This is a genomic window from Streptomyces sp. NC-S4, from assembly GCF_054353315.1.
In genome coordinates this window covers 7830484-7856613 of sequence record NZ_CM135937.1, presented here as the reverse complement: position 1 = coordinate 7856613, position 26130 = coordinate 7830484, and the positions used below count along the sequence as shown (strand labels likewise).

The following is a 26130-nucleotide window of genomic DNA, read 5'->3' as shown; positions in this document are numbered from 1 at the left end:
CGCGCACCCGCGGGGGTCAGCCGGCGTGGACGTGGGGGCGGCGGGAGCGGTCCGGTTCGGCCTCCCGGATGACCTCGCGGGTGACGGGGGCGACCTCGCCCTGGCCGAAGAGGAAGAAGCGCAGGAAGTTGGCCATGGGGTTGCCCTCGGTCCACTCGAAGTAGATGTGGGGCCGCTGGCCGGTCTCGTCGCGCACGTGGAGCAGGAGCGCGGCCAGGGCGTTGGGGATGCTGGAGCTCTCCAGGGTCAGGACGCGGTAGCGGTCGTGCAGCACCTCTCCGCGTACGCGCATGCCGGATTCGAACTCGGACGCGTCCAGGACGGTGACCTCGACGAACATGACGTCGTCCCCGGCCGGGATGTCGTTGTCCGCGCGGATCTGCTCCTTCTTCTGCCGGTACTCCTCCAGGTCCCGGTTGTCGGGCTCGTTCGCGATGAAGCGGATCGTGCGGTTGGCGGTGTCGCGGATGAACCGCTGGGCCATGTCGTCGAACTCGATGTGGGTGACGCGCAGCTCGAAGACGCGAGCCAGGCGCGAGAGGAGGGAGAGGGCCATGATGCCCGCGATGAAGCAGGCGCCGATCTTCACGCCGTCCGGCCGCTCCGCGATGTTGACGGCGGTCGTGTAGATGAAGACGGCGGAGATGATGCCGAAGCCGATGGTCCAGCCGCGCTCCCCCGCCCGGCGGGCGGCGATCGTGACGGCGACCGCGGCCGACGTGATCAGGACGAGGACACCGGTGGCGTACGCGCCGCCCTGCGCGTCCACGTCGGCGTCGAAGATCCAGGTGACCAGGAACGCCACCAGTGTGAAGACGATGACCATCGGCCGCAGGGCGCGGGCCCAGTGCGGGGCCATGCCGTACCGGGGCAGGTAGCGCGGCATGAGGTTCAGCAGGCCCGCCATGGCGGAGGAGCCGGCGAACCACAGGATGAGGATCGTGGAGATGTCGTAGACCGTGCCGAAGGCGGAGCCCAGGTACTCGTGGGCGAGGTAGGCGAGGGCACGGCCGTTGGCCTCGCCGCCCGGCTCGAACTGGGCCGCCGGGATCAGCAGGGTCGTGATGAGGCTGGAGCAGATCAGGAAGACGCTCATGATGACGGCAGCCGTGGTCAGCAGCTTCTTCGCGCCACGGATCCGGCCCGCCGGCTTCTCGGGGGTGTCGTCGGGATCGCCCTTCACGTGCGGCATGACGGCCACGCCCGTCTCGAACCCCGACAGACCCAGCGCGAGCTTCGGGAACACCACCAGCGCGATGGCGATCATCATGAAGACGTTGCCGTGCTCGGCGGTCAGCGCGGTCGTCCAGTCGGTGATGACCTGCGGTGCGGTGAACACGTGCCACAGCCCGACCACCACCACGACCACGTTCAGGCCGAGATAGGTGAGGACCAGGACCATGGCCACGCCGATCGCCTCACTGAAGCCCTTGAGGAAGACGGCACCGAGCAGGGCGATCAGGATCAGGGTGATCAGCACCTCGTGGCCGTGCAGGGTGCTGGTGAGGTGCGGGTTCTCGACCATGTGCGCGGTCGCGTCCGCCGCGGAGAGGGTGATGGTGATGAGGAAGTCGGTCGCCGCGAACCCGAGCAGGGTCAGCACGAACAGCTTCCCCTTCCAGAACGTCAGCAGCCGCTCCAGCATCGCGATGGAGCCCTCGCCGTGCGGGCTCTCCTCCGCCACCCGCCGGTACACGGGCAGCGCGCCGAAGAGGGTGAGCAGGACGAGCACGATGGTCGCCAGCGGCGACAGCAGCCCGGCCGCGAGGAACGCGATGCCGGGCTGGTAGCCGAGGGTGGAGAAGTAGTCCAGACCCGTCAGGCACATGACCCGCCACCACGGCCGGCCGTGCGGCTGGGCCGCCGCCTCCTTGGCGGCGGGCGAACTGTTCTCGGCGGTCAAGCCTTCCAGCATCCACGCGCGCAGGCGTGACGTGCGGGCAGGGGTGGCCATCGTGGGGCTCCTGTCGTACGCAAAGAATCAGCCGTCGACATCGACAGCTGAGCAAGCGTACGCAAACTGATCCTTTGTGCACGCGAGTGAGCAAACCCTGACGTGTCCTTAACGCGATCAGGGCTTTTCGGTGCCCCCGAGCAGGGTGAGCGCGGCCGCGCGCAGGCGGACGTCGGTGCCGGCCGTGCGGCGGCCGGTGACGCCGGAGCGGAACAGGGCGGCCCCCTCCATCAGCATGACGAACACCTCCGCCCTGTGCTGCGCTTCGGCGGCGCTCAGCTCCGGCGCATGGTCCCGGACGAATGCGGCCACGTGCGTGACGTACTGGTCGTAGAAGGCGCGGACCGCCGCGGCCGCCTCCTCGTCGTGCGCGGCCAGTGCCCACACCTCCGTGAACAGCCGTACCAGGCGGGGGTCGTCGTGGTCGGAGAGGATCGCGTCGAGCAGGGCGTCGCGGTCCGCCCCGTGCGTGTGCGCGACGGTCAGGGCGGTGACCCGTTCCAGGGACGAGGCGAGGATGCGGTCGAGGAGCGCCGACAGGAGGCCGGCGCGGGTCGGGAAGTAGTACTGGAGGTGGCCCAGCCGGACGCCGGCCTCCTCGGCGACCGCCCGCAGGGTCAGTTCGGACCCTCCGGAACCGGTGAGGACGCGCTCGGCCGCGTCGAGGAGCGCCGCACGCCGCTGGCGGCCCTTGGAGGTCGGTCCGGCCGCGGCGCTCATGCGGCGGCCTGCGTTCCGGCCCGGCCGTGACCCGTGCCGACGGCGCCCGGCCCGTCGAAGGAGAGGGCGACCCCGTGTGCGGCGAGCAGCTCGACCGCGCGGGCGGGATCCGGATGCTGCTCGGGGAAGACCACGCCCCGGGGAGCCGGGGAGCCGTCGGTGCCGAGGACGCGGCGCAGACCCACGACGGCCCCGACCGCCGTCAGATGGTGCTGGCCGAGCGGGTCGGTGACGGTCGCGGTGCGCGTGCGCCCGCGATGGGTGACGTCCACGCGCAGCCGGGCCGTTCCCCCGTCGCCCGGCGAGTGGAGCAGGGCCCGGCGCGCGGGGGCCCAGCGCTCCCCGCCGGCCCAGCGGAAGAATCCCGTGCCCCGCAGGGCGAGGAGCGCCCGGGTCGCGGCCGGGGAACTGAACCCGATGCGGGTGGCTGCGGTGGTGGTGCCGAGGGTCAGCGGCAGGGTGAACTGTTCCGGGGTGTCGATGCGCGCGACGCGGACCGGCGTTCCGCCGATGGCCACCGTACGGGACTCCGTCATCGGGACGGCGAGTCGGCGCCGCCCGCCGTCCACCACCTCGAACGCCACGCCCAGCCGGTCCATGAACTCGACGGAATCCGCCCCGGCCCGGTCGGCCATGTCCCATCGGACGGCGATCTCGACCCGCTCGGCGCCGCCCAGCTCCGCGGCCAGCGCGGCCGCCACCAGACTGCTGACCCCGCCCATCCAGGCGGAGGACAGCAGCACCGGGCCGGCCGGCCGGAGCAGGGCGGCGACGGTGACGGCCCGCTGCAGGCGGCCCGTCCACCGGGTGATGTCGACGTAGGGCACACCGGCGGCCGTGGCGGCGGCCAGCACCCGGTCCGCGGGATCGTTGACCGAGCTGATGACGGCCCGGACGCCCGCCCGGAAGGGGGACGGGTCCGCCAGGTCCCAGGCACGGACCTCGCCCCCGACCTCGGCGGCGAGCGCCTCGCCCCGGGCGGGGTTGCGGCCGGTGAGCAGGGTCGGGGTGTCCTCGGCCAGGATGCGGGCGATCTCGGCGCCCACGGTGCCGTATCCGCCGGTGATCAGTACGGGGCCGGAGGGATCCGGGCGCAGTTCGTCGTGCCATTCGGTGATCATGCCCAGAATTCTAGGTCAGATGACCTAAAAATGCGATGTCTCGCGTTGCGCCGTCCCCGCGGAGGGGCAGGCTTGAACTTGAGGGGTTCCGAGCGACGCGCTCCGTCACCATCGGCCCGTCCGGACGGGAGGCCTCACATGTCCGGCTACTGGTCCCGGCTCCACGATCCGCTCGCGCTGGTCGCGGCCCTGGTGGCCCCTTTCCTCGTCGCGCTCGCGCTCGTGCCCTTCCGTTCGGATCTCTCCGCGACGAACGAGGCACTGATCATGGTCGTCGTGGTGGTCGCGGTCGCCGCCCTGGGTACGCGGGCGGCCGGAGCGCTGGCCGCCCTTTCGGCGGCGGCCTGGTTCGACTTCTTCCTGACCAGGCCCTACCAGCAGTTCACCATCGACAGCGGTGACGAGATCCAGACCGCGGTCCTCCTCCTCGCCGTCGGACTGATCGTCTCCCAGCTGGCGGCCCGCACCCGTCGGCTCCAGGCGGTCGCCGTCACGGACGCGGCACACCTGTCGAGCCTCGAGGGCACCGCCCGCCTCGCCGAGGACGGCGGCTCGTCGGCGGCGGTGGTCGAGTACGTCCGGCAGGAGCTCGTCGGCCTGCTGGGGCTGCGCGGCTGCCGCTTCGAGTACGGAACCCTGATGGGGCACCTGCCCAGGCTGGAGCACGACGGCAGCCTCTGGCTGCGCCGCGGCAGCCGGATCACCGAGTACGCCGAGTGGCCGGAGGGTGAGACGGAGCTGCGCGCCGTCGGTGGCGGGCACTACTACGGCCGCTTCCTGCTCGACCCGTACCCCGGCCGGCCACTGCCGCCCGAAGAGGCCCGCCTGGTGGCCGTCGCGCTGGCCGCGCAGGCCGGCGTCGCCCTGGACTCGACCAGCCTGCCCCGCCAGGCCTGACCTACCGCCGGCCCCCGGCTGCGGCCGGGCGGGGAGCCGGACTGCCGGCCGTCAGCTTCCGGCCGTCGAGCCGAACTCGGCGGTGAGGAGGTCACCGAGGACGCCCAGGCCGCTCCAGTCGCCGTTGAGCTGGCCGGTGAGCAGGTGCCTGCCGTCTCGGGAACCCATGGCGCAGGTCCACGACCCGTACGTCGCACCCGCGTTGCCCCAGACCGTGACGCCGGACGGCAGTGCCCAGGAGAACACGCCCAGACCGTATCGGGTGCCCGGGATCCACGGGACGGGTCCCGCGGTGTCGACGGTGGTGAACATCTCCCGCTGCTGTTCGACCGGCAGCAAGTGGCCCTGGAGCAGCGCGCCGAAGAAGCGCTGCAGGTCGCCCAGGGTCGAGACGATGCCGCCGGCCGCCCAGGCGAAGGACTGGTTCATCTCCGTCGCGTCGTGGATCCGGGGCCGGGCGTCGGAGGCGAAGAGGGTGGAGTAGTGCCGGGGGTGCGGCCCCCGGATGGCCGGTTCCGTACCCGGCAGGTAGGTCCCGGTGAGCCCCAGGGGCCGGGCGATCCGCTGGGCGAGCGCTTCGGCCAGCGGATCGCCCGTGACCTTCTCGACGATCAGGGCGGCCAGGTAGTAGTTGGTGTTGGAGTACAGGAAGGCGTCACCCGGGGCGAAGGACGGCGGGGTGTCCAGGCCGATCCTGATCAACTGCTCGGGGGAATAGCTGTCGTAGCGGTGCCGGAACCACGCCTCACCGACGCCCTTCGTGAAGAACTGCGTGTCGTTGCCGTAGTTGAAGATGCCGCTGGTGTGGTTGAGCAACTGCCGGATGGTGATCGCACGGCCCTCGTAGCCGTTGCCCGCCACCATCCCGGGCAGCCACCGCTCCACCGTGTCGTCGAGGTCCAGCCGGCCTTCGGCCGCCAGCTGCAGGACCAGGGTGGCCGTGAACGCCTTCGTCGTACTCCCGATCCGGAACCGCTCGGACGGCCGGCGCCCGTCCCCGGTCCCGGTGTCGGAGACGCCTGCCGAGCCGAACCACGCGCCGTGGCCGTCCCGTACGTCGACGGCGATACCGGGAGCGCCGCCGGGGGCGGCGGCGCGGTCCAGGACGGCCTGCAGTGCGGCGCGGTCGGGGGTGGCCGCGACGGCCGTCGCGGGGGCCGTCGGCGCGCTCTGCGTGGTGGTCTCGGTGGAGAAGGGCTGCCTGGTCATGTCGGTTCTTCCTCTCGGGAGTTCGGTTCGTCGGGTCGGGGAAGCGGCGTCAGCGCGCCGGGTGGGCGGGCACGGAATTCCGGGCCGGTCGCGCTGCGGCGCGCTCGGCCGTCGTGGGCGCGGCCGTCGTGGGCGCGGCCGTCGTGCGCCAGGCGATGGTGCGCCTGGCGGTCACGATCACCCGTGCTGTGGTCCCCGCCGTGAGCAGCAGCACCGCGACGAGGGCGAGGAGCGTGGCGGCGTCCGGACGGATCAGGGACTGTCCGCGCCACGCCTGCCAGGTCACCACCGCGACCAGTCCCGTGTAGCCGAGGACGGCGCTGCCGACCAGACGGGCCCGTACCTTCTCGTCGCGCAGCCAGACGTGCCGAGCCGCCAGGGCGGCCAGTACCGCGGTGATCAGGAGGAGTACTTGGATGCCGTGCAGGGCGAAGAAGTGCGGTACCCGGAAGTCCCCGCCGGTCACGCTCCAGTTGGTGAGGGGCATGCCGTGGCCGTCGGGGTCGCCGATGCCATGACCCTGGTACATCTGCACGGAGTGGCCGTTGGCGTCGGTCACCGTACGGGGGTGGATCTCGGTGACCATCCAGAAGACCGGTACGACCATGCCGAAGGTGGCGAGCGCGAGACCGGCCCGGATGGCGCGGTCGAGCGCCGCTCCGCCGGTGCGCTGGATCAGGACGACGACCGCGAGGACCAACTGCGCGATGACGATGACCATCACGCCGAAGGTGAGGAGAGGGACCAGGGCCAGGGTGACCGGGTCGGTCCGGTCCGCGTTGAAGTGACTGAAGGTGCCGCGCGCCGCCTGCACGGTGATGGCGCCCACCTCCACGGTTGCGGCCACCGCGAAGACGGTACCCAGCAGGCGTCCCGTCCGCCTTCCCCTGGTCAGTTTGGTCAGCAGCCAGGCGAGCGTGCCCGCGTAGAGGCCGAAGGCGAAGCCGAACTTGAGCGGCTTCACCCACACCGACTCGTCCAGCAGCGTCCGCCCGTCGACGACGGTGCCGGCGCCGGAAACGAGCACCAGCACGAACATGAGCGCGGCGCAGACCACCAGCGGCCGGTGCCAGCCGCGCACGGGGGCGAGTAAGGACGTCATGAGGGGCTCCGATCGGGGCGACGAGCAGCCCTCCGTGCGGGCCGGCTCGGTTCACATCGCTCGTTCGCGAATGACTAAAAGCTAAATTGCTTTCACTATTTCGTCAATCAAAAAGCCGACCGATTCAGCAATATTGCAGGTCAAAGAGCAGAACTCTTGCAATGGCCATGAGGGCGAATGCAAACGCACCAAGAGGAGACTTGCAATGGCCTGACCGCGAAAGCAATACTGGCCGCACATGCGGACCCGACACGGAGGCAAGGGCGATGCCCGGAGGCAGACTGACCCACCACGAACGACAGGCCATCGCCGAGGGGTTGGGGGAAGGGCTCAGTTACACCGACATCGCGGAGCGCCTGGGCAGGCCGATCTCCACCGTCACCCGCGAGGTGGCCCGCAACGGCGGCGCCGCCGCCTATCGGGCCGACGCGGCCCATCGCGCCACGACAGGACGCGCCCGCCGACGCAAGCAGCCCCCGGCCCCCGCCGCCTCCCCGGTCGCGAGCGGCCCGCACGGACGCGACCCGGAAGCCGTCCTCGAACTGGAGGAGCAGTTCACGGCGATGATGGTCGGTACGGGGCTCCCGCGGATGACCGCCCGAGTACTGACGTGCCTGTACGTCACCGACGAAGGCAGCCTGACCGCCGCCGAGCTCGCCCAGCGCCTCCGGGTCAGCCCCGCGTCGGTCTCCAAGGCCGTCGGCGAACTCGAACAGCAGGAGCTCATCCGGCGCGAACGCGACGCCGGCCGGCGGCGCGACCGGTACGTCATCGACGCCGACGCCTGGTTCCGCGGCTGGATGGCCAGCGCCCGCCAGAACGCCATGCTGGCCGACTTCACCCTGCGCAGCGCCCGCGTCCTCGGCGCCACCACACCCGCCGGCACCCGGATGCAGGACATCGGCCACTTCTTCGAGCACGTCGGCCGCACCATGATCGAGGCGGCCGAGCAATGGCGGCAGGCCGACGCGGCGAGGCGCAGCGCACGCGACTGAGGCGCCGGAGAACCGGCTACTGGTGGTCGGGCACGTACCTGTAGCCGACGCGACGCACGGTGGATATGCGGTTCCGGTACGCGGGGCCGACCTTGCGGCGCAGCCTGGCCACGTGGACGTCGACGGTCCGGCCGTCGCCGATGTGCCCGTAACCCCAGACGCCCGAGATGAGGGCATCGCGCGTGTGAACCGTGTACGGGTGCGCCACGAGGTGGGCCAGGAGGTCGAACTCCAGGTAGGTGAGGTCGAGTTCGCGCCCGTCGACCTCGACCAGCCGACGTGATCGGTCGACCCGGATGGCGTCGTCGGGGTGAGCGGATTCCGGCGGCGTCCCCGGCGGGAGGGGACGGGGCTCCGGGTATATGCCGTGCGCGCTCATCACCGCCACCGGATCGACGTTCGCCGGGAGGAACACGAGGTATCCGACGCGGCCGTCCCCGGCTCCGTCGACGGAGACGAAGGGCGGCCGGTCGCCCACCAGTTGGAGGCGCGGGACCGGGGAACGGCGGAGTGCGGGCACGGGCGCGGATGCGGATGCGGATGCGGGAACTGCGGTGGTCACGATGAACCCCTTCGGCTGCTCGGAGTCGGATACGGATGCCGGGTGTCGGGCCACGACGGGGCAGGGGTCTCCGCGACGGATTCGAGCGGGAGGGGTGGCGCATCGTACGCCGGACGACCCGGACGGACCGGACGGACCCGGACGGACAGAAGGCCGGGGTCACGAAATGCGCGGCGCGCGGAGGGGGACGGCATCCGGCACACCGGTGCACGTCGAGGAAACGCCCTGTCGGAGAAGCCCTAGACGGGTCGGCAGACGGCGCTGGCGACGAGACGGAGGTCGACGTGCCTGCGGCGTACGAGCAACGGCTGGGACGGGGGCATGCTCCCATGGTGAGGCGCACGGCGTGTGCGCGTCAACACTTTCCTACTTGTTGGATAGGAAAGCTCGCCGGCAGCCGTTCCGGCCCGCATCGTCTTTCATCTCGAGATCTGATTGTCCATCATTCGGTCGCTCCTTGCCGGGAAGGCCGCTTGGAGCGACTATCCCTATCACTCCGATAGGAAAAGTGGGGATACGGCGCACCCGGAGCCCCTCCCGCACGTTCAGCCACCGGCCGATGCCGCCCGACAATGTTCCGGAGCAGTCGACATGACGACCGCCGTCCCCCATGGCACCGCCGTCCACCCAGCCAGCGCGCCGCGCGGCCGCGCCCGGGCCTGTCGGTGACGCCGGTGCCGACGACGCCGATGACACCGAGCACCGCCGACCACCGATCCGCCGACACACAGCGCCGCGCGCTCCTGCGCACCGCCCGCGATGTCGCGGACGACCTCGCGGCGGACGCCATCGTCCGCGACCAGGCGGGCAAACCGCCGACCGACGAGACGGCCCGGCTGCGCGAGGCCGGCCTGCCGGCGGCCCTCACTCCGCCCGGGCCGGACCGCGGCGCGGACTGGGGTACCGCGTGCGCCGTCATCCGGGAGATCGCCGCGGCGGACGGCTCTGTCGGCGACGTACTCGCCCGCCATTACGTCCACACCTGGAGCGGACGCTTCTACGCGGGTCAGGAGCACGCGAGCGCCCTCGAAGAGGAGTCGGTGCGCGAGCGGTGGCTGTGGACCGGCGCGGTCCGCGCTCCCCGGCCCGACGAGGACACCGACGCAGCGGACCTCACGCTGAGACGGCACGGCGCCGGCCATCTGCTGAGCGGGCGCCGGGCCGTGCGCACGGCCGCGGCCACGGCCGACCAGATCGTGGTCGACGCCGTCAGCTCCGCGAACGGTGACGTCCTGGTCGTACGGATCCCACCCGGCGCGCGGGGCCTGACCGTCGAGCCGGCCCACGACCGCCTCGGGCAGCGCGTCGCCGGCGCGGGCGAGATCGTCCTCGACCGGGTCGTCATCGCGCCCGAGCAGGTGCTGGGCCGTCGGCCGCACGACGAGGAGTCGACCGCCCCCTTCACCGCGCTCGCGGAGCCGGCCCTCCGGCTCGCGCTGTGCCACGTCGGCCTCGGCATCGCCGAGGGCGCCCTCACCGAGGCGCGCGACCTCAGCAGGGGCGGCCGCGCGCACCGGCTGCCCGGCGAGGACCCGGACCTCTTCCTGACCTACGGCGAGCTCGCCTCCGCCGCCCATACCGCCACCGCCGTGGTCGACCGGGCGACGGACGTGATGGCGCAGGCCCTCGACCTGGGCCGGCACCTCGACGCGGAGGGGGCCTCGGGCGTCGCCGCCCTGGTCGCCACGGCCGAGGCCGTGACGTCGAAGGCCGCCCTGCGCATCACCGCCCGGGTGCTGGAGCTCGCCGACGCGCCCGGCCTGGACCGCTTCTGGCGCAATGCCCGGGTCCTGACGGCCCATCGGCCCGTCGCCCACCGCCTGCGCTCCATCGGCGAGCACTACCTCAACGGCTCCCACCGCGCGGTGCCGGCCTTCCGCTGACGCACGGCACGGCACGGCACGGCTCGGGTCGCGGCCCCGCGACGGACACCGGCCCCGGCCATGCCGGATAATGCCCGTATGCGGATCTCAGCCAGGGCGGACTATGCGGTACGTGCCGGGCTGCAGCTCGCCGCGTCACAGGACGACGGACCGGTGAAGGCGGAAGCCATCGCCGACGCCCAGGACATCCCGCACAAGTTCCTCGAGGGCATCCTGAACGACATGCGCCGGGGCGGCCTCGTGCTCAGCCAGCGAGGTGGCAACGGCGGATACCGGCTGGCCAAGCCCGCCGGGTCCATCAGCATCGCTGATGTGATCCGCGTCGTGGACGGACCACTCGTCTCCGTGCGCGGGGTCCGCCCGCCGGACCTCTCCTACACGGGCCCCGCCCAGGCACTGCTCCCCCTGTGGATCGCGCTGCGGGCCAATGTGCGCGAGATCCTCGACGGAGTGACGCTCGCCGACGTCGCGTCGTCCGATCTGCCCGCCGACGTATCGGCATTGGCCGACACGCCCGGGGCGTGGACCAACCCCTGACCACGCGCCCCCGCGCCCCTCGCCCCACCTGCACGTTCTCACATGTCGAGATTGTGACGTCCAATATTCGGTCAGCCTCTTGGGGCGAGTCTCAGCCTCTGCCAATATGCCTATCAACCAGGTGGGAAAACTAGGAATCCGGGGAGGTCGCCGTGCGAACACTGCATCACGCAGGCCGGATGCTGCCCCTGACCTCCCGTCGGCACATCGACCTGGTCCGTACCTCCAGCGCCATCTGTCAGCCCGGCTGACACACTTCGCCGGGCTCGGCCCCGCACCCGGGCAACCCCCGGGCGTTGCGCCGGCCCGCTTTCCTCGGGCCGGATCGCCCCTCCGGCCGACCTCGCCGGCCACGTGCCTTCGAGCGCGGGCGTCCGCTGTTTCACTCCCCTGCCCGTCCCCCTGCCCGCGACCGCGACCCCGCCGCCGACGGCCGGGAGTGACTTCCGTGTGCGCCGATGGCTTCGCGCGGCCCGGCTCCGTCCCCGTCCTCGTACCTCCTTGAACACCTTCCCGTGAAAGGACACCCCCGTGTCTGCCGCAAGACCGCTCACCGCCCTGCGTGCCATCGCCGTCGCCGCGACGCTTCCCCTGCTGCTCACCGCCTGCGGCTACGGTTCCGAGGCGCAGAAGGACGAGCCGAAGGCCGCCGATGCCGCGGCCGATGCCGGCAAGAAGCTCTCCGCCTCCGAGGTCCGGATCGGGTACTTCCCCAACCTGACGCACGCCACCGCACTGGTCGGCCTCCAGGAAGGCCTCATCGAGAAGGAACTGAACGGCACGAAGATCAAGCCGCAGACCTTCAACGCCGGCCCCTCCGAGATCGAGGCCCTCAACGGCGGCTCCCTCGACATCGGCTTCATCGGCCCCTCCCCCTCCATCAACGGCTACGTCAAGTCCAAGGGCTCCAACCTCCGGATCATCTCCGGCTCCGCCTCCGGCGGCGTCAAACTCGTCGTGAACCCCGACAGGATCAAGACCCTCGACGACCTCAAGGGCAAGAAGATCGCCACCCCCCAGAAGGGGAACACCCAGGACGTCGCCTTCCTCAACTGGATCTCCGAGAAGGGCTGGAAGGTCGACCCCGAATCCGGCAAGGGCGACGTCTCCGTCGTCCGCACCGACAACAAGGTCACCCCCGACGCCTTCAAGCAGGGCTCCATCGACGGCGCCTGGGTCCCCGAACCCACCGCCTCCAAGCTCGTCTCCGACGGCGCCACCGTCCTCCTCGACGAAACCGCCCTGTGGCCCGACAAGAAGTTCGTCATCACGAACATCATCGTGTCCCAGAAGTTCCTCAAGGAGCACCCCGACGTCGTCGAGGCCGTCCTGCGCGGCACCGTCAGGACCAACGAGTGGATCCACGCCAACCAGGACGAGGCCAAGGCATCCGCCAACGCCAAACTCGCCGCCGACAGCGGCAAGGCACTCGACGCGAAGGTCATCGACCCGGCATGGCCCGGCATCGCCATCACCGACGACCCCCTCGCCTCCACCCTCAGGACCCAGTCCGAATGGGCGGTCAAGGCCAAGCTCATCGAGCAGCCCGACCTCACCGGCATCTACGACCTCACACTCCTCAACAAGGTCCTCAAGGCCGCCGGCAAGCCCGAGGTCTCCGACGCCGGCCTCGGCACCAAGTAACCCCGCGAACCAGGATCCTTCCTGGTTCGCGGATCCCGACGAGCCGTCCGCGGGGTCCGTCCGGACCCCCGGAGGCCGTCCGCGTCCGGTTCAGGATTCCTGGCCGGTCGAGGCCAGGACGATCTCGCGGACCGTGACGTGGCGGGGCCGGCCGTAGGCGTACGCGATGGCCTCGGCCACCTCGTCCGGGTCCAGCGCGCCGCCGGCCGACTCCTTCCACGCCTGGTAATCGGTCTTGATCCGCTCGTCGCTGGTGTGCGACAGCAGTTCCGTCTCCACGGCCCCCGGAGCCACCGTCACCACCCGAACCCCGGTGGCTGCCACTTCCTCGCGGAGGTTCTCCGACATCGCGTGGACGGCGAACTTGGTCCCCACGTAGGCCGCGTGGTTCGGGAACGTCTTGCGGCCGGCCACCGATCCGATGTTCACGATGGTGCCCGCGCCCCGCTCCACCATCCCGGGCAGGACCGCCCGCGTCGCGTACAGCAGGCCCTTCACATTGATGTCGAGCATCCGCTCCCACTCGTCCACCGGCTGGTCGGCGATCCGGCCCAGCAGCATCGCGCCCGCGTTGTTGACGAGCAGGTCCACCGGCCCGTACCGCTCCTCGGCCTCCCGCACTGCGGCTTCCACGGCGGCCCGGTCGGTGACGTCGACCTTCCGGCACAGCGTGTCGGGCAGTCCCAGCGCCTCCAGCCGGTCCAGGCGGCGGGCCAGCAGGAGCAGCGGATGGCCCTGGGAGGAGAGCAGCCGGGCGGCGGCCGCACCGATACCGGAACTGGCACCGGTGATCACGATCAGGGGCTTGGGCATACCGGTCGGGGACCTTTCCCTCGGGGTGCGGTGACGGCGGGAGCCCCCCGCGGTACCCGCCGTCGGCTCCCGTCCCAGGAGATCACCGCCCGCCCGGGGCGGTGCCGCACGGCCCGCCCGGATACCCCCGTGCGGACCAAAGCCCTGCGCGCCGAAGCCGATCCCGCCCCGGTCCGTCATGCCTCGCCGGCACTGGGAAGCGATGGTCTCCACGGCCGAATACAGCCGGACGATTCAGGGCAGCCACCACGAGACCGACAAACAGCATAAAGTCCGCCATATTGGCCGGAAATATACCGTTGCCCTGTTTGAATTCGATGCATAAGGTCAGGTTATCGATCATGACCGGATCGATGGGCGCCGTACGTGCTCGGGGAGCACCTGCACGGCGCCGTGGGGGAAGAGGGCGATTCGCGAGTTCACGTCCGCGTGTGCTGGCAGGCGGCATGAATCGGTCATCCGGCGTTTTCGCTGTGCGCATCCGCACAGGCCTGACGATCACACGATTTCGCGCTGCCGTTACTGCGGCGGGTCGCCCCTGCGATACAAGGGGCTTGAAGAGTTGTACAAGAGGAATACCACGTCCCTCCGCATGCGGGGCGTGATCAGGCGTGGAATCGTTACGGCCACGGCGCTGGCGGCCGTAACGGGTGCTGTCGCGCCCACGGCAGCCGTTGCCGCGCCTGCCGGAAAGGCGGCCCAGGCCGGGGGAATCGGCACCACCGACCAGCAGCGGGTGGCCGCGGCGGCCGTGGTCCGCCTCGATCCGACGCCGGACGTACTCCTGCTCAGCGACTACGACTTCGTCCACGCGCTCTGGCAGAAGGCACGGGACGCCGGCGAGCGTCTGGGGGCGGTCCGTACGGCGGCCGAGGCCGCCATGGCCAGCAAGGCCGACGCGGACCACGCGCAGTTCATCACCGCCGGGATCCACAAGGCGTACGAGCTCGACAAACAGCGGGAGAAGGACCAGGCGGACGCCGAGCGCGCCGCCCGGCTCGCGAAGTCCCAGGCACTGCTGACCGTGGGCATCCCGAGCACCCCGGAGTTGCTGGCGCTCAGCGACGACAATTTCGTCCGCGCCATTGCCCGGCACTCTGCCGCAGGTCCCGAGGTCAAGGCGGCGGCGATCCGCGCGCTGCTCGGCGACGCCGCGGCCCAGCGGGAGTTCATCGTCAACGGCATCCGCGAGGCCCACAAGATCGACGTGGCCAACGAGATCAAGGAGTTGGAGGAACAGAACCGCCGGGAGGCCGAGCGCCGCAAGGAGCTGGCCGCGCGCAAGAGCTCCGCGGCGCTCTTCCGCATCAGCCCGTCCGAGGCGATGCTCCAGCTCGGCGACGACAACTTCATCCGCGAACTGCTGCGCACGGCTCCCGCCGACCTCGCGGGTACCGAACTCCTCGCGGCGGCCCAGCGGGCGGCTCTCAGCAGCAACCCGGCGGACTGGAAGCAGTTCATCCACACCGGGGCCGGGGAGGCGTACAAGCGCGACGACGAGGCCCGCCGGAAGAAGGTGGCGGAGAACAACCGCAGGCTCGCGCTGCAGATCGTGGCCGCCGCGAAGAAGGGCGGGGTGAACCCGTGGCTGGTGGCCAACGGTGAGGAAGCCCTGGGCCGTGGCGACGAGATCATCGCGGACTTCCTCAAGGAAGAGACGCAGCACCGGCTGAAGCGGCAGTCGCTCTGGGCGAGCAAGGGGATGTACCTCCGCCAGTCCGACGCGGACCAGGGAGAGGCGTTCGTCGCTCCCGTCAGCTACGCCAGCAAGCAGCCCGTCAAGGAGGACGCCACCTGGTTCGTGGTGCCTTCGCTCGCGGGCGAGGCCGGCTGCTACTCGTTCGAGTCGGCGCGCAGGCCGGGCCACTACCTGATGGCGGACAGGCAGTCCTTCCGGGTCCGCTCGGCCGCGGACGACCGAAGCGCGGAATTCCGCGAAAGCGCCTCCTGGTGCGTCCGTCCGGACTGGGATGGCACGGGACCGGTTTCGCTCTCATGGGCAGCCGACCGCAACAAGTACCTGGGTCACAGGAACGGCGAGGTCTACGCCACTTCCAGTGGCCGGTGGCAGGTCGACATGCCGCACGCGTTCCAGTGACCCGCCGCCCCATGCCATTCGCGAGAAGTACGGGAACCATGAAGCCCTGGATTGTTCGAAGCGCAATAAGTGCCGGGTTGGTCCTCTCGGCACTGGTTGGGCAAACGGCCACTGCACAGGCGGCCCCCGCCCCGCGCGGGGCCGACGTGTGGACGACCACGCTCAAGGACCTCGCCGGCCAGTGCCTCACCATCGAGAACGGCAGCCTGCGCAACAACGCGCGAGCGAAGGTGTCGAATTGCGATGAAGGACTGGACAACCAGTTCTTCGAGCTTGCGCCGGTTCTGCATGGCGGCCTTCCGGCCTGGGAGGTGCGGGCCAAGCACAGCGGCAGGTGTCTCAGCTTCACCAACACGTGGGACGTCGTGCAGACGTGGTGCTCGGACGATGCGAGCCAGCGTTGGGAGTTCACCCCGAGCGGGAACGGCTTCTGGCTGCGTCCCATGGCGGTTTTGGCCTGCGCGCACAGCGGGTCGGGTGGACAGCTCGCCTTCGGGACGTGCGGCGGCCGTCCCGACTGGCTGTGGTACCCCACCAAGTGAGGCGCCACAGGCAGGTCGCACAGGCGCTGGCCGTCGGTTTGCTGACCACCAGTGGAGTCGTGTCGGCGGCGGCCCCGGCCCTCGCCGTGGCCCCGCCGCCCGCGCGGACGGCGGCGGTGGCGATGGTGGTGGCCGGTGACCCGGCCGACCAGCCCTCGGCCGTCACGGCGGCCGCGGCCGAGGCCGCCCGTGAGCACGTGCTGCGGCTGGCGAAGTCGGGGCTGCCCGCCGAGATCCGCGCCTCCGCGTGGAACGCGCTGCGCAGTACGCGCGGGGACGCGGCGATCGCGGAATGGCTCGCCCCCGGCGGTGGCTACGACCTGGCCAAGCAGCGGCTTCGGGACACCCGGGTGCGCAACCGGGCCTTCTGTGAGCGGGTGTCGGCCACGCATACGGCCGGTTTCTCGCCTGAGGTGCGGGTCGCCGCCGAGCGCGCGCTCAAGGGTACGGATGCGGACCGGGCCGCCTTCGTGAAGACGGGATACGCCGAGGCCCAACAGCGGGACCGGATTGCCCGTGAGGCCGACGCCCAGCACCGTTCGGAGATCGCGGAAGGGGACCGGCAGTTCGTACGGCGCTTGGCCGCACAGGAACCCGGCGAGCACGTACGGGTCGCGGCGCAGTGGGCCGTACGCCCGGGTGCCACCGACACGGACATCGCGGAGTTCCTCGGCTACGGCTGGGCGAGCGGCGCGGCTCTGGACCTGGAGGCGTACCGGTTGCGGATCGCGGACTCCGAGGTTCGGCGCCACCACGCGCTGAGCGGTCTGATCGAGGCCGCCGTCGCCGCCGAGCGGGACCTGGCGACGGCGGCGGACGCGGCACGGGCCCGGGCCGAGGCCGAGCGGGCCTGGCGGGCCGTGGCCGACAACGCCGCAACCGCGCGCGCCACGTGGCTGGCGGAGCAGGAGGCCGCCCATGCGCAGGCGGAGCGCTGGCGCGAGATCGCCCGGGTGTCCAGGGAGAGCGCGGACGCGCTGTGGACGGACATCGGCGCGCTGGCCGACGCCCGGCAGGGCGACTGGACGAAGGAGCAGACCGAGGCGGCCGGGACGGCTGCCTTCTGGAAGGACGTGTTCGACCGGGCCCTGGCCGGCGAGCTCAGGGTGAAGGGCTGACGAAGCGGGCCGGCCGACAGCCGTCGCCGCCCTCCGGCTCGCGCCGGCCGCCCGCGGCCCCTGCCCGCACACCGATTCCCCCTGCCCGCACATCAAGGGCAGGGGGTTTCATTTTCCCGTTTTCAATTTCTGAGGGGTTTTCACTTCATGGGCAAGTTACGGCCGAGTATCGGCCACAGGAATCCGCGTGGGCCTGTGCCGCGCGCGGTACGGGGTGTGGTGTCCGCAGCCGTGGCTGTGGCACTGCTCACCGGTCTGACCGGGCAGGCGGCCGCGGCCACCGCCGCCGAGGGTCGCGTCGGCGAGGTCATCGACGCGCGTGACCTGGACACCGTGCGGCGGGGGAACGCCGCACTCGCCAAGGTGCGTGCCGCGCAGCCACCGGCGGCCCGGTCGGAGCTGGACCGGATCAGCGACGAGCGCGACCGGCAGCTCGTGGAGGACTTTGCGGAGTTCGACGAGGAGGAGGAAGTCCGCGAGGCCGCCAAGAAGGCCCTGGAGAGTACCGATCCGAACGCGATCCGCAGCTTCCTGGAGCGCGGGGAGGCCGAGGCCCGGCAGCGGGCCAAGGACAAGAGGGATACGGCGGACGTCTCCAACCGCCGGCAGATCGAGACGCTGCGGGGTACCGGCGGCCCGCATTTCAACGCGGAGGTCGAGCGGGTCCTGAAGGGCACGGCGCGGGACCGCGCCGACTTCCTGGCGTTCGGTGCGGACATCGCCCGGCAGCGGGACAGGTCCACCGAGCAGAACGAACAGCAGCGGGCGGCGGAGATCCGCAAGCGGGTGGAAATACTCGCTGCGATCGGTGGGCCGGAGGTGAAGCGGGCGGCACAGGCGGCGTTGGCCACGGGCGATGCCAAGGTGATCGCCGATTACCTGGAGAAGGGCTACCTGGTCGCGGCGCAGAAGGACGCCGATGACCGGACGGCGCACGAGAAGGCGCAGAAGGACGCGCTGGAGGCGGCGGAGCGGCTGCGCAGGCTGGCGGAGAACGCGTCCCGCGCGGCCGAGGCGCGTACGAAGCTCATCGCCGCGCACGGCGAGGCCGTGAAGGCGCTGAAGAACGTCTCCAACGCGATGAACGGGGCGGCCGCACAGGCCCGCGAGGCCGACCGGATGCTCGCGGCGGATCGCGTCGGCAAGCGGGTCTCGGACTACCGCCCGGTCAAGGCGGAGGCGGCGCGGCAGGTCGGACTCGCCGATCAGGCCGCCAAGCAGGCGCAGGTGGCCGCCCTCCAGGCCAAGGCGCAGGCCGACGTTCTGGTGGAGACCGGGCTGACGCACGGGGTCCGCTGGTCCGAGGTCGCCACGGGTATCGCGGCGGCAGCCCAGGCCGCGGTCAAGGCCGCGCAGACCGCGCAGCACGCGGTGGACGCCACTGCCGCGGACTCTGCGGGACTGAACGCCCAGAACCAGGCCGAGCTGCACGAGCGGCAGGCCGTGGCGTGGCGGGAGAACGCCGACGAGCAGGCACGGGCGGCAGCCCGCCTGGCCGAGGCGACGGAGAAGCAGGCCAGGGTCGCCAAGGACGCGGCCGCCAAGAGCCGGCAGGCACGGATCGAGGCGGAGCAGGCGGAGAAGGCGGCTTGGGAGCACGCCCAGAAGACCCGCGAAGCCAGGGTGGAGGCCCAGCGCCAGGCCAAGATCGCCTCTGACCAGCGGGCGATCGCCCAACGTGAGCGGGAACTGGCCACCGCCGCGCGAGAGCGTGCCGAACGGGAGCAGCAGGCGGCGGCGAAGGCCCGGGAACGCGCCGACGCCGAGCAGCGCACGGCTTCGGCGAAGCGGGCCGAGGCGCAGGCGTCCGCGGCCACCGCGGCGGAGATGCGTACGCAGGCGGCGACGCAGGAGGGCAACGCGTCCCGCGCCGACAAGAACGCACAGGACGAGGAGGTCAAGGCCCGCGACGCACGGAACAAGGCGTTCGACGCGGAGCGGCAGCACAACGCCGACGAGGCCCGTGCCCGGGCCACCGAGTCGCTGGCCGCCGCGGTCAGCGGCACGGCGGACTCGGGGCTGGCACGCCAGGCCGCGGACGCCGCCCGGTCGGACGCGAACGCGTCCGGAAGGGCAGCTGCTGCCGCCCGCAGTGCCGCCGATACGGCCTCCGACGCGGCGAGAAGGTCGCGGGCCGCCGCGATCGAGGCGTCGGGAGCCGCGGCACGGGCACGCGCGGCAGCCACCGAGGCCGGTGCGCACGCCTCGCGCGCCAACAACGCCGCCACCGCGGCCGAAGCGGCCGCCTTCGCCTCCGGCGCCGCGGCGAACAAGGCCGAGTCCGAAGCCGCCCGCACCCGCGCGGCGACGCAGCGGGCCAACACGAAGGCGTCCGAGGCCACCGCGCAGGAAGGGCGGGCGGGCATCGCCGCCCATGAGGCCGCCCGGCTGGCCGGACTCACCGCGATCACGGCCAACCAGGCACTCCAGGCAGCCAACCGCACCCGGGACGAGGCCGACGGCGCCACCCGCGAAGCGGCCATGGCACAGGTCCAGGCCACGGCGGCGGTGCAGGCCTCCTGGGCCGCACGATCCACGGCGGCCGGCATCGCCGAACCCGCCAACACCGCCATCGCGATCACCGCACCCTTCTCCGGCACGGACGTGGACGCCGACTTCGCCCGGACGGTGGCCGACGCCGCCCTCCGGACGGGCAGGGAACAGGCCGCTTCCGCCGAGGCCAAGGCCGCCGAGGCGGTAGGGGCCGCCGAGGCCGCCGAAGCGGCGGCACAGCGTGCGAACGCCCAGGTGGCGCCGGCGTTCAAGGCAGCAGCAGCCGCGGCTCGCTCGTCGGCGGAAGCCACCCGTTCGTGGGCGGCCGCGATGGCCTCGGCCGCGGAGGCCGCGGAGGACGGCGCGAAGGCCCGGGCCGCCGGGACCCGGGCCGGCCAGGCCGACGCCCAGGCCCAGACCGACTCGCAGCAGGCCCGCCAAGCCGCGAACGGCGCCTACGCGGACGCGACCGCCGCACGCGCCGCGGCAGCCCAGGCCGAAGCCGAGGCGCACCGGGCCCGCTCCGCCGCCACCGAAGCGGAGAACCAGGCCGCCGCGGCAACGAGCGCCGCCGCTCTCGCCGAGAAGGAGGCTGCCACTGCGCAGGCCGCCGCCGCCCAGGCCGAGAAGGACGCCGCCGACGCCGCCAAGCTCGCGGAATCCGCCGAACAGCACGCCAAGTCCGCGGAGACGGCGGCCAAGAACGCCGGCCAGTACGCCCGCGAAGCCGACGACGCGGCCAAGAAGGCGGAGGCGGACCGGCGCGAAGAGCAGCGCAAGGAGCGAGAGGAGGCCGCGAAACCCAAGGACAAGAGCACCGGCCCACCCGTCTCCTTCGACGAGGTGGAGCGCACGGCGCTCGAAGCGGTCGGCATCACTCCTGAGCAGTACCAGGCGGCGCGAGCGCTCGCCGAGAACAGTCTCCTCGACTACCTGCTGGAGAACGGCGCCGAGATCCTCATCGAGCTCTTCTTCGAGGACATCAAGGCCTGCATCGACGATCCCGACATCCCGACCTGCCTCTGGGCCATCGTCCAGAACATCGGCCCGGGCAAGGCGCTCAAGGTCGCCAGCAAGATCCCGAGGATCGCGAAGGCCATCGCCGGCATCAACGCGTTCCTGGACAAGGCCGGCGAGGCACGGAAGAAGATCAAGAAGTACGAGGAGGCGCTGGAGAAGGCGCGCAAGAAGATCCCCCCGTGCGCGCCCAAGCCGAAGAAGACCGTCAGCTCCGTGCGGAGCGACGTCTCGGCCGGAGCCCGCGTGGTGGCACCGAAGGTGCCCTTCGCCGCGGCAGCGCCGAAGAAGCCGAATCTCTGCAACCTCGATCCCGACGACGAGCTTCCGCTCGACGTACTCGATTACCTCGACCAGCGCTACGGTCCCGACGTCGCCGACGGGGTCGAGTACCAGTGGCGGCGCATGCGGGGTACCTCGAAGGAGGCGCTCGACCATGACCTTCCGGGGATCGGTCACGACGTCGAGAAGATGGCCGAGTACTTCCAGAAGTGGCGGGGAAAGGCAACGCACTACGACACGCAAGAGAAGAACCCATGCGCCTACGACGAGGACTCGGGTCTGATCGTGGTGATCAATGCTCGTTTCATCCACGCCTACAAGAAGGAGTGGGCGTCCTTCCATGACGGACAGCGGTACACCAAGCTGGTGCCTTAGAACCAGGAGCACGGAACAATGCGCAGACAGATCCGACTGATTCGCGACGGCGACGGGTTCACCGCGCGCATCGCCCCTTCCCAGGCGGAAGCGATGCGCGAGGCTCTGGAGCTCATGGCCGGCCGGGAGTTCACCGAGGAGGCCCGCCTCATTCAACTGGGCGCCGACCGGGAAGGACTCGTCCGGCTCCGGACCCGCCTGCTGGTGGTGAGGGACCGGACGACGGACGTCCGGCTGGCGGCGCACGATCTGCATGTGCTGCACGGCGCGCTGACCGCCTGCGCGACCATGTTCCTCGACGGGCACATTCCCTTCTCGGAAGAGGCGTTCTACCGTCGCACGGGCTTCTTCCGGGAGAACTTCGACGGGCTGGCACTGGGAATCGTCGAGGCGGCTTCTGAAGCCACCGCGGGAACCTGACGACATGACCGAGTGACGGGGTGGCGGTATCGTGGCGTTCGCCGTGATACCGCCACCCCGCGGGTCCCCCGGCGGAGCGGCTACTGGCCGTACGGTGCCTGCGGTTCCTCCCCCGCGTACATCTGCGTGAGTTCGGCGGCGATCCGGGCCAGCCAGTGTCGTACCTCCGGCGGCTCCAGCACCTCGACCCGCGCCCCCAGTCCGGCCAGGTGCCCTGCCAGGGCCTTGGCCGCCGGGCCGTCGACCCACACCTCGGTCCAGCCGTCGGGCAGCGGACCGCCGACGCGCACGCGGCCGCCGAGGAACCGTTGCAGCAGGGCGAGCGCGTCGGGACGGACACGGGCCCGGGCGGTCACCGCGTGCATGCCGGCCTGGAAGGCTCCGGACAGCGTCTCCCAGGCCGTGGCGAGGTCGAAGTCGGCCGGCCGGGTCACCGGTTCGCCGGTCGGCTCGACGGAGGTGACCCGGCTGAGCCGGAAGGTGCGCAGGCCCTTTTCGGTACCGGCGACCAGATAGTCCACGCCCGCCTTGGCCACGAGTCCGAGGGGATCGACGGTGCGTTCACCGGCCGGTTTGCCGGTGCCCGCGTACCCGAGGCGGACGCGGATCCCGTCCACGACGGCGTCCTGGAGCGCGGAGCGGTGGGCGGCATCGGCGGTGACGGCGTTGCGGGACCAGTCCGTGGCGTCGACGACCCCCGCGCGGGTGGCGGCCTGGGCCTGCGCCCGCATGGTCTGCGGCAGGGCCCGGACCAGCTTGCGCAGGGCGGTGCGCAGTTCGGGGGTGGCCGACAGGGGGCCGGTGACGAGGAAGAGCGCCCGGGTCTCGTCGGCGGTCAGCCCGGTGAGGTCGGTGCGGGCCCCGCCGACGAGGGACCAGCCGCCGCCGCGGCCGCGCTGCGAGTAGACGGGGATGCCGGCCGAGGCCAAGGCCTCCAGATCCCGGCGCGCGGTGCGCTCGGACACCTCCAGTTCGGTGGCCACTTCGGGAACGGTGACACGGCCGCGTTCCTGGAGGAAGAGCAGGGTCGCCACCAGTCGGTCGGCTCTCATGTGCCCAGTCTCCTTCTTCGGGGTGCCGCGTCGTCGCCCTTCAAATTCTCTTCGGAAAACTGGCCAGAAGGTGGCCAGTTTTGCTTACAGGATGAACCCATGAACACCACCGAGCAGCTCACCGGGACCCCGTCCGACTCCACCGGCACCGTCGCCGCCCCCCTCTCCTTCGATCCACGCACCGACCTCGCCACGGCCGTCGAGCTGGCGGGCCGTACGCTGGCCGCCGTCCGGCCCGAGCAGTACGACGCCCCGACCCCCTGCGAGGAGTTCGACGTACGGCGGCTGTCGAGCCACCTCGTCGCCGTCGTCCGCCGGATCTCGGTGATCGGGCGCGGCGAGGACCCGTTCAGCGTCCCGTCCTTCGCCGACGAGATCGCCGACGGCGCATGGGCGGCGGCCTGGGCGCCGGACGCGCGTGAGGTCGCGGAGGTATGGGCGGATCCGGGCATCCTGGGCCGGCAGCTGCGCCTGCCGATGGGCGTCCTGCCGGGCGCGGCCGCCGCGGCCGTCTACACCCACGAACTCATCGTGCACACCTGGGACCTGGCCAGGGCGACCGGGCAGGAGCCCGACTGGGACCAGGCCCTCATCGAGCGTGTGATCGGCGTCGTACGCCGCGCGCTGCCGGCCGAAACCCGCGGCGGGCGGATCCCCTTCGGAGAGGTGGTGGCCGTGGCCCCCGAGGCCCCGGCCATCGACCGCCTGGTGGCCTGGGCCGGACGCCGGCCCTGAGACGCTCACGGGCCGGCCGGGATCGACGGCCGGGAGGCAGCCGCGGTCACCGCTCTCCCTCGTGGTCGCCACGGGCGGTTCGGCCGGGAGCGCGGCTCTCCCGGCCCGGCGGTCCCGGGAGCCTCAGCCCTCCGCGACGGTGATCGCCGAGACCGGGCAGGCCCGGGCGGCCTCCCGTACGAGCGGGCTGCCGTGGCCGTCCTCGCGGCCCGGTAGCACCTCGCCGAGCCCGTCGTCGTCCTGGGTGAACACCTGGGGCGCGGTCAGCGCGCACTGGCCGGCGCCGATGCAGACGTCCTGGTCGACCGAGATGCGCATGCCGCTCACCAGGCCACGGGGAGTTCGAGCATGCCCTGGATGGTGTCCCCGGGCTTGAAGGGGATCTCGTCCGGGTCGGCCGCCAGGCGCAGGCCGGGCAGCCGCCGGAAGAGGGTGCCGAGGGCGATCTCCATCTCGGCGCGGGCCAGGTTCTGGCCCAGGCACTGGTGGATCCCGAAGCCGAAGGCCAGGTGGTGGCGGGTGGGCCGGTTCCAGTCGAGCGAGTCCGGCTCCTCGAAGACCGTCTCGTCGCGGTTGATGACGGAGGTGGAGAAGACCACCCCCTCGTCCGGGTGGATCGTCACGCCGCCGACCTCGATCTCCTCGGTGGCCACCCGCAGCATGCCGTCGGCGATCGAGAGGAACCGCATCAGCTCCTCCACCGCCTCCGACATCAGCGAGGGTTCGTCGCGCAGTGCGGAGAGCTGCTCGGGGTGGCGCAGCAGCGTGAAGGTGCCGAGGGAGATCATGTTCGCCGTGGTCTCGTGGCCCGCGATCAGCAGGATCACAGCCAGGTCGACCAGTTCCTCCACGGTGGTCTCGCCGGTCTCCAGCCGGGTGGCGATCAGCTCGTCCAGCAGCCCGTCGCCCGGATCGGTGCGCTTCTGCCGGATCAGGGCCTCCAGATAGGTGTCCAGCCGGTGGCGGGCGTCCTCGACGTCGGCGGGCTCGGGACCACGCAGCAGCCGCCGCGACTGCCCCTCGAAGAACTCGTGGTCCGCGTACGGGACACCCAGCAGGGAGCAGATCACCATGGACGGGACCGGCAGGGCGAAGGAGCTGACGAGTTCGGCCCGCGGGCCGCGCGCCACCATCGCGTCGATCAGCCGGTCCACGGTCTCCTGGATCTGCGGCCGCATGGCCGCCATCCGCCTGACCGAGAAGCTCGGGATCAGCATCCGGCGCTGCCGGTTGTGCTCGGGGTCGTCCACCCCGAGCAGCGCGGCACGCCGGGTCCGGAGGCCCTTGAAGCGGGGGGTGGGGGCGGGGAACGCCTCATTGCTGCGATCGCTGGACAACCGCGCGTCGGAGAGCAGGGCGCGCGCCTCGGCGTGGCCGGTGACCACCCATACGGAGCGGCCGTCGAAGAGGGCGACGCGCGAGAGGGGCCGGCTCTCCCGCAGCGGCCCGTACGCGGTCGGCGGGTGGTAGGGGCAGGTGCGGTCCTGGGGGAAGGCGACGGCATCCGGCAGGGCATGGGACATGGCCTCGGTCATGGAAAGCAACACCTCGCAAGCGATGGTTCCGTTCACGCCGGACTCCATTACATGCCTAAGGCACCTATCTGTTCTATGCCAGTTTCGGCCAGTCCGCCCGGGTTCACCCGAGCGACGCGCCCAGCGGCGCGCTTCAGCCCTTCCCGAGGGTGGACGCGTGGTCGGGAACGGCGTTCTGCAGCTCCTTGGACGGGCGCTGGTATCCCGTCGAGGGAGGACGGGGCGGCAGGGTCAGCGAGGGCAGTGCCACGTCCGCGTAGGGAAGCGTGGACAGCAGGTGGGCGATCATGTTGAGCCTCGCGCTGCGCTTGTCGTCGCTCTCGACCACGTACCACGGGGAGTCCACCGTGTCCGTGTGGACGAGCATCTCGTCCTTGGCCCGGGAGTACGCCTCCCAGCGCGTGAGGGACTCGAGGTCCATCGGGGAGAGCTTCCACCGCCGCAACGGGTCCTCGGTGCGGCGACGGAAGCGTTCCTCCTGCACCGCGTCGCTGACGGAGAACCAGTACTTGCGGAGCAGGATCCCGTCCTCCACCAGCATGTGCTCGAAGACCGGGCACTGGCGCAGGAAGAGCCGGTGCTGCGCGGGCGTGCAGAAGCCCATGACGTGTTCGACTCCGGCGCGGTTGTACCAGCTCCGGTCGAACAGGACGATCTCGCCGGCGGCGGGCAAGTGCTCCACGTAGCGCTGGAAGTACCACTCGGTGCGCTCCCGCTCGGTCGGCTTCGGCAGGGCCGCGATGCGGGCCACGCGCGGGTTGAGGTGTTCCGCGACGCGCTTGATCGTGCCTCCCTTGCCCGCCGCGTCCCGGCCTTCGAAGACGACGACGAGGCGGGCACCTTCCGCACGCACCCACTCCTGGAGTTTGATCAGTTCTGTCTGGAGCCGCAGCAGCTCCTCCTCGTAGACCGCCTTCTTCAGACCCATGGCATCTCCTCCCCGTCGCCGTCCGGCGTTCCGATCAAGTCAGTCACAGCGGACATCCGCGCGCAACGACGCACATCGGACCCGGGCGTGTCGATACG

At 71.5% G+C, this 26130-nt stretch carries 23 protein-coding genes; 12 read left to right on the top strand and 11 right to left on the bottom strand.

Going from position 1 to position 26130, the window contains the following annotated elements; all coding sequences use genetic code 11:
- Positions 1-16 precede the first annotated feature (16 nt).
- From ACXNSR_RS35155 to ACXNSR_RS35145, 3 genes are all read right to left on the bottom strand, one after another.
- Positions 17-1954 (bottom strand): APC family permease, encoded by a 1938-nt coding sequence (locus tag ACXNSR_RS35155; protein ID WP_458639371.1) that lies wholly within the window; start codon positions 1952-1954, stop codon positions 17-19.
- A gap of 117 nt (positions 1955-2071) precedes the next feature.
- A complete protein-coding gene (locus ACXNSR_RS35150; RefSeq protein WP_458639370.1) occupies positions 2072-2674 on the bottom strand; it encodes a TetR/AcrR family transcriptional regulator in 603 nt (200 codons plus the stop codon).
- Positions 2671-3795 carry a saccharopine dehydrogenase family protein gene (locus ACXNSR_RS35145; RefSeq protein WP_458639369.1) on the bottom strand — a complete coding sequence of 375 codons (1125 nt, stop codon included), beginning with the start codon at positions 3793-3795 and terminating at the stop codon, positions 2671-2673. The genes ACXNSR_RS35150 and ACXNSR_RS35145 overlap by 4 nt, the downstream gene beginning before the upstream one ends.
- Positions 3796-3933: 138 nt before the next feature.
- Between ACXNSR_RS35145 and ACXNSR_RS35140 the strand changes: the two genes are divergently transcribed.
- A complete protein-coding gene (locus ACXNSR_RS35140; protein WP_458639368.1) occupies positions 3934-4692 on the top strand; it encodes a DUF4118 domain-containing protein in 759 nt (252 codons plus the stop codon).
- Positions 4693-4743: 51 nt separating this feature from the next.
- Here ACXNSR_RS35140 and ACXNSR_RS35135 read toward each other — a convergent pair whose 3' ends face one another.
- Together ACXNSR_RS35135 and ACXNSR_RS35130 are read right to left on the bottom strand one after the other, a co-directional pair.
- A complete protein-coding gene (locus tag ACXNSR_RS35135) occupies positions 4744-5901 on the bottom strand; it encodes a serine hydrolase domain-containing protein (protein ID WP_458639367.1) in 1158 nt (385 codons plus the stop codon).
- A 49-nt stretch (positions 5902-5950) separates the two neighbouring features.
- The gene (locus ACXNSR_RS35130) at positions 5951-7003 is read right to left on the bottom strand and encodes a hypothetical protein (protein ID WP_458639366.1); all 1053 of its coding nucleotides are present in this window, start codon (positions 7001-7003) and stop codon (positions 5951-5953) included.
- Positions 7004-7269: 266 nt separating this feature from the next.
- Here ACXNSR_RS35130 and ACXNSR_RS35125 point away from each other — a divergent pair, with 266 nt between their 5' ends.
- Complete coding sequence (locus ACXNSR_RS35125) at positions 7270-7998, top strand: GbsR/MarR family transcriptional regulator (protein ID WP_458639365.1); 729 nt, start codon at positions 7270-7272, stop codon at positions 7996-7998.
- Positions 7999-8014: 16 nt separating this feature from the next.
- Here ACXNSR_RS35125 and ACXNSR_RS35120 read toward each other — a convergent pair whose 3' ends face one another.
- A complete protein-coding gene (locus ACXNSR_RS35120) occupies positions 8015-8560 on the bottom strand; it encodes a winged helix-turn-helix domain-containing protein (RefSeq protein WP_458639364.1) in 546 nt (181 codons plus the stop codon).
- A gap of 689 nt (positions 8561-9249) precedes the next feature.
- On the opposite strand from ACXNSR_RS35120, the gene ACXNSR_RS35115 reads away from it, so the two are divergent.
- The 4 genes from ACXNSR_RS35115 to ACXNSR_RS35100 all read left to right on the top strand — a co-directional run bounded on the left by ACXNSR_RS35115 (position 9250) and on the right by ACXNSR_RS35100 (position 12624).
- The gene (locus ACXNSR_RS35115; RefSeq protein ID WP_458639363.1) at positions 9250-10443 is read left to right on the top strand and encodes an acyl-CoA dehydrogenase family protein; all 1194 of its coding nucleotides are present in this window, start codon (positions 9250-9252) and stop codon (positions 10441-10443) included.
- Positions 10444-10521: 78 nt separating this feature from the next.
- Entirely contained in the window at positions 10522-10980 is a 459-nt protein-coding gene (locus ACXNSR_RS35110; protein ID WP_458639362.1) for an RrF2 family transcriptional regulator, read from the top strand.
- A gap of 152 nt (positions 10981-11132) precedes the next feature.
- Positions 11133-11231, top strand: coding sequence for a putative leader peptide (locus ACXNSR_RS35105; protein ID WP_327739082.1), 99 nt, complete (start codon positions 11133-11135; stop codon positions 11229-11231).
- 280 nt (positions 11232-11511) lie between these two features.
- A complete protein-coding gene (locus tag ACXNSR_RS35100) occupies positions 11512-12624 on the top strand; it encodes an ABC transporter substrate-binding protein (protein ID WP_458639361.1) in 1113 nt (370 codons plus the stop codon).
- Between the two features lie 90 nt (positions 12625-12714).
- Here ACXNSR_RS35100 and ACXNSR_RS35095 read toward each other — a convergent pair whose 3' ends face one another.
- The gene (locus ACXNSR_RS35095) at positions 12715-13437 is read right to left on the bottom strand and encodes an SDR family oxidoreductase (RefSeq protein ID WP_458639360.1); all 723 of its coding nucleotides are present in this window, start codon (positions 13435-13437) and stop codon (positions 12715-12717) included.
- Between the two features lie 592 nt (positions 13438-14029).
- Here ACXNSR_RS35095 and ACXNSR_RS35090 point away from each other — a divergent pair.
- The 5 genes from ACXNSR_RS35090 (at position 14030) to ACXNSR_RS35070 (ending at position 21782) form a co-directional block, all read left to right on the top strand.
- Positions 14030-15535 carry an AbfB domain-containing protein gene (locus ACXNSR_RS35090; RefSeq protein ID WP_458639359.1) on the top strand — a complete coding sequence of 502 codons (1506 nt, stop codon included), beginning with the start codon at positions 14030-14032 and terminating at the stop codon, positions 15533-15535.
- A 38-nt stretch (positions 15536-15573) separates the two neighbouring features.
- On the top strand, positions 15574-16077 hold the full coding sequence (locus ACXNSR_RS35085; protein ID WP_458639358.1) for an RICIN domain-containing protein: 504 nt from the start codon (positions 15574-15576) through the stop codon (positions 16075-16077).
- Positions 16074-17195: a hypothetical protein gene (locus ACXNSR_RS35080; protein ID WP_458639357.1), complete on the top strand. Its 1122-nt coding sequence runs from the start codon at positions 16074-16076 to the stop codon at positions 17193-17195. The genes ACXNSR_RS35085 and ACXNSR_RS35080 overlap by 4 nt, the downstream gene beginning before the upstream one ends.
- A 231-nt stretch (positions 17196-17426) precedes the next feature.
- Complete coding sequence (locus ACXNSR_RS35075) at positions 17427-21362, top strand: coiled-coil domain-containing protein (RefSeq protein ID WP_458639356.1); 3936 nt, start codon at positions 17427-17429, stop codon at positions 21360-21362.
- A gap of 18 nt (positions 21363-21380) precedes the next feature.
- Positions 21381-21782, top strand: coding sequence for a hypothetical protein (locus ACXNSR_RS35070; RefSeq protein WP_458639355.1), 402 nt, complete (start codon positions 21381-21383; stop codon positions 21780-21782).
- An 80-nt stretch (positions 21783-21862) separates the two neighbouring features.
- Here ACXNSR_RS35070 and ACXNSR_RS35065 read toward each other — a convergent pair whose 3' ends face one another.
- On the bottom strand, positions 21863-22834 hold the full coding sequence (locus tag ACXNSR_RS35065) for a helix-turn-helix transcriptional regulator (protein ID WP_458639354.1): 972 nt from the start codon (positions 22832-22834) through the stop codon (positions 21863-21865).
- Positions 22835-22933: 99 nt separating this feature from the next.
- Here ACXNSR_RS35065 and ACXNSR_RS35060 point away from each other — a divergent pair, with 99 nt between their 5' ends.
- Entirely contained in the window at positions 22934-23569 is a 636-nt protein-coding gene (locus ACXNSR_RS35060) for a TIGR03086 family metal-binding protein (protein ID WP_458639353.1), read from the top strand.
- A 123-nt stretch (positions 23570-23692) separates the two neighbouring features.
- Here the strand turns inward: ACXNSR_RS35060 and ACXNSR_RS35055 are convergent, their stop codons facing one another.
- The 3 genes from ACXNSR_RS35055 to ppk2 all read right to left on the bottom strand — a co-directional run bounded on the left by ACXNSR_RS35055 (position 23693) and on the right by ppk2 (position 26032).
- The gene (locus ACXNSR_RS35055) at positions 23693-23887 is read right to left on the bottom strand and encodes a ferredoxin (RefSeq protein WP_458639352.1); all 195 of its coding nucleotides are present in this window, start codon (positions 23885-23887) and stop codon (positions 23693-23695) included.
- A 5-nt stretch (positions 23888-23892) separates the two neighbouring features.
- Complete coding sequence (locus ACXNSR_RS35050) at positions 23893-25104, bottom strand: cytochrome P450 (RefSeq protein ID WP_458639351.1); 1212 nt, start codon at positions 25102-25104, stop codon at positions 23893-23895.
- Between the two features lie 133 nt (positions 25105-25237).
- Complete coding sequence (gene ppk2 / locus ACXNSR_RS35045; RefSeq protein ID WP_458639350.1) at positions 25238-26032, bottom strand: polyphosphate kinase 2; 795 nt, start codon at positions 26030-26032, stop codon at positions 25238-25240.
- Between the last annotated feature and the right edge of the window lie 98 nt (positions 26033-26130).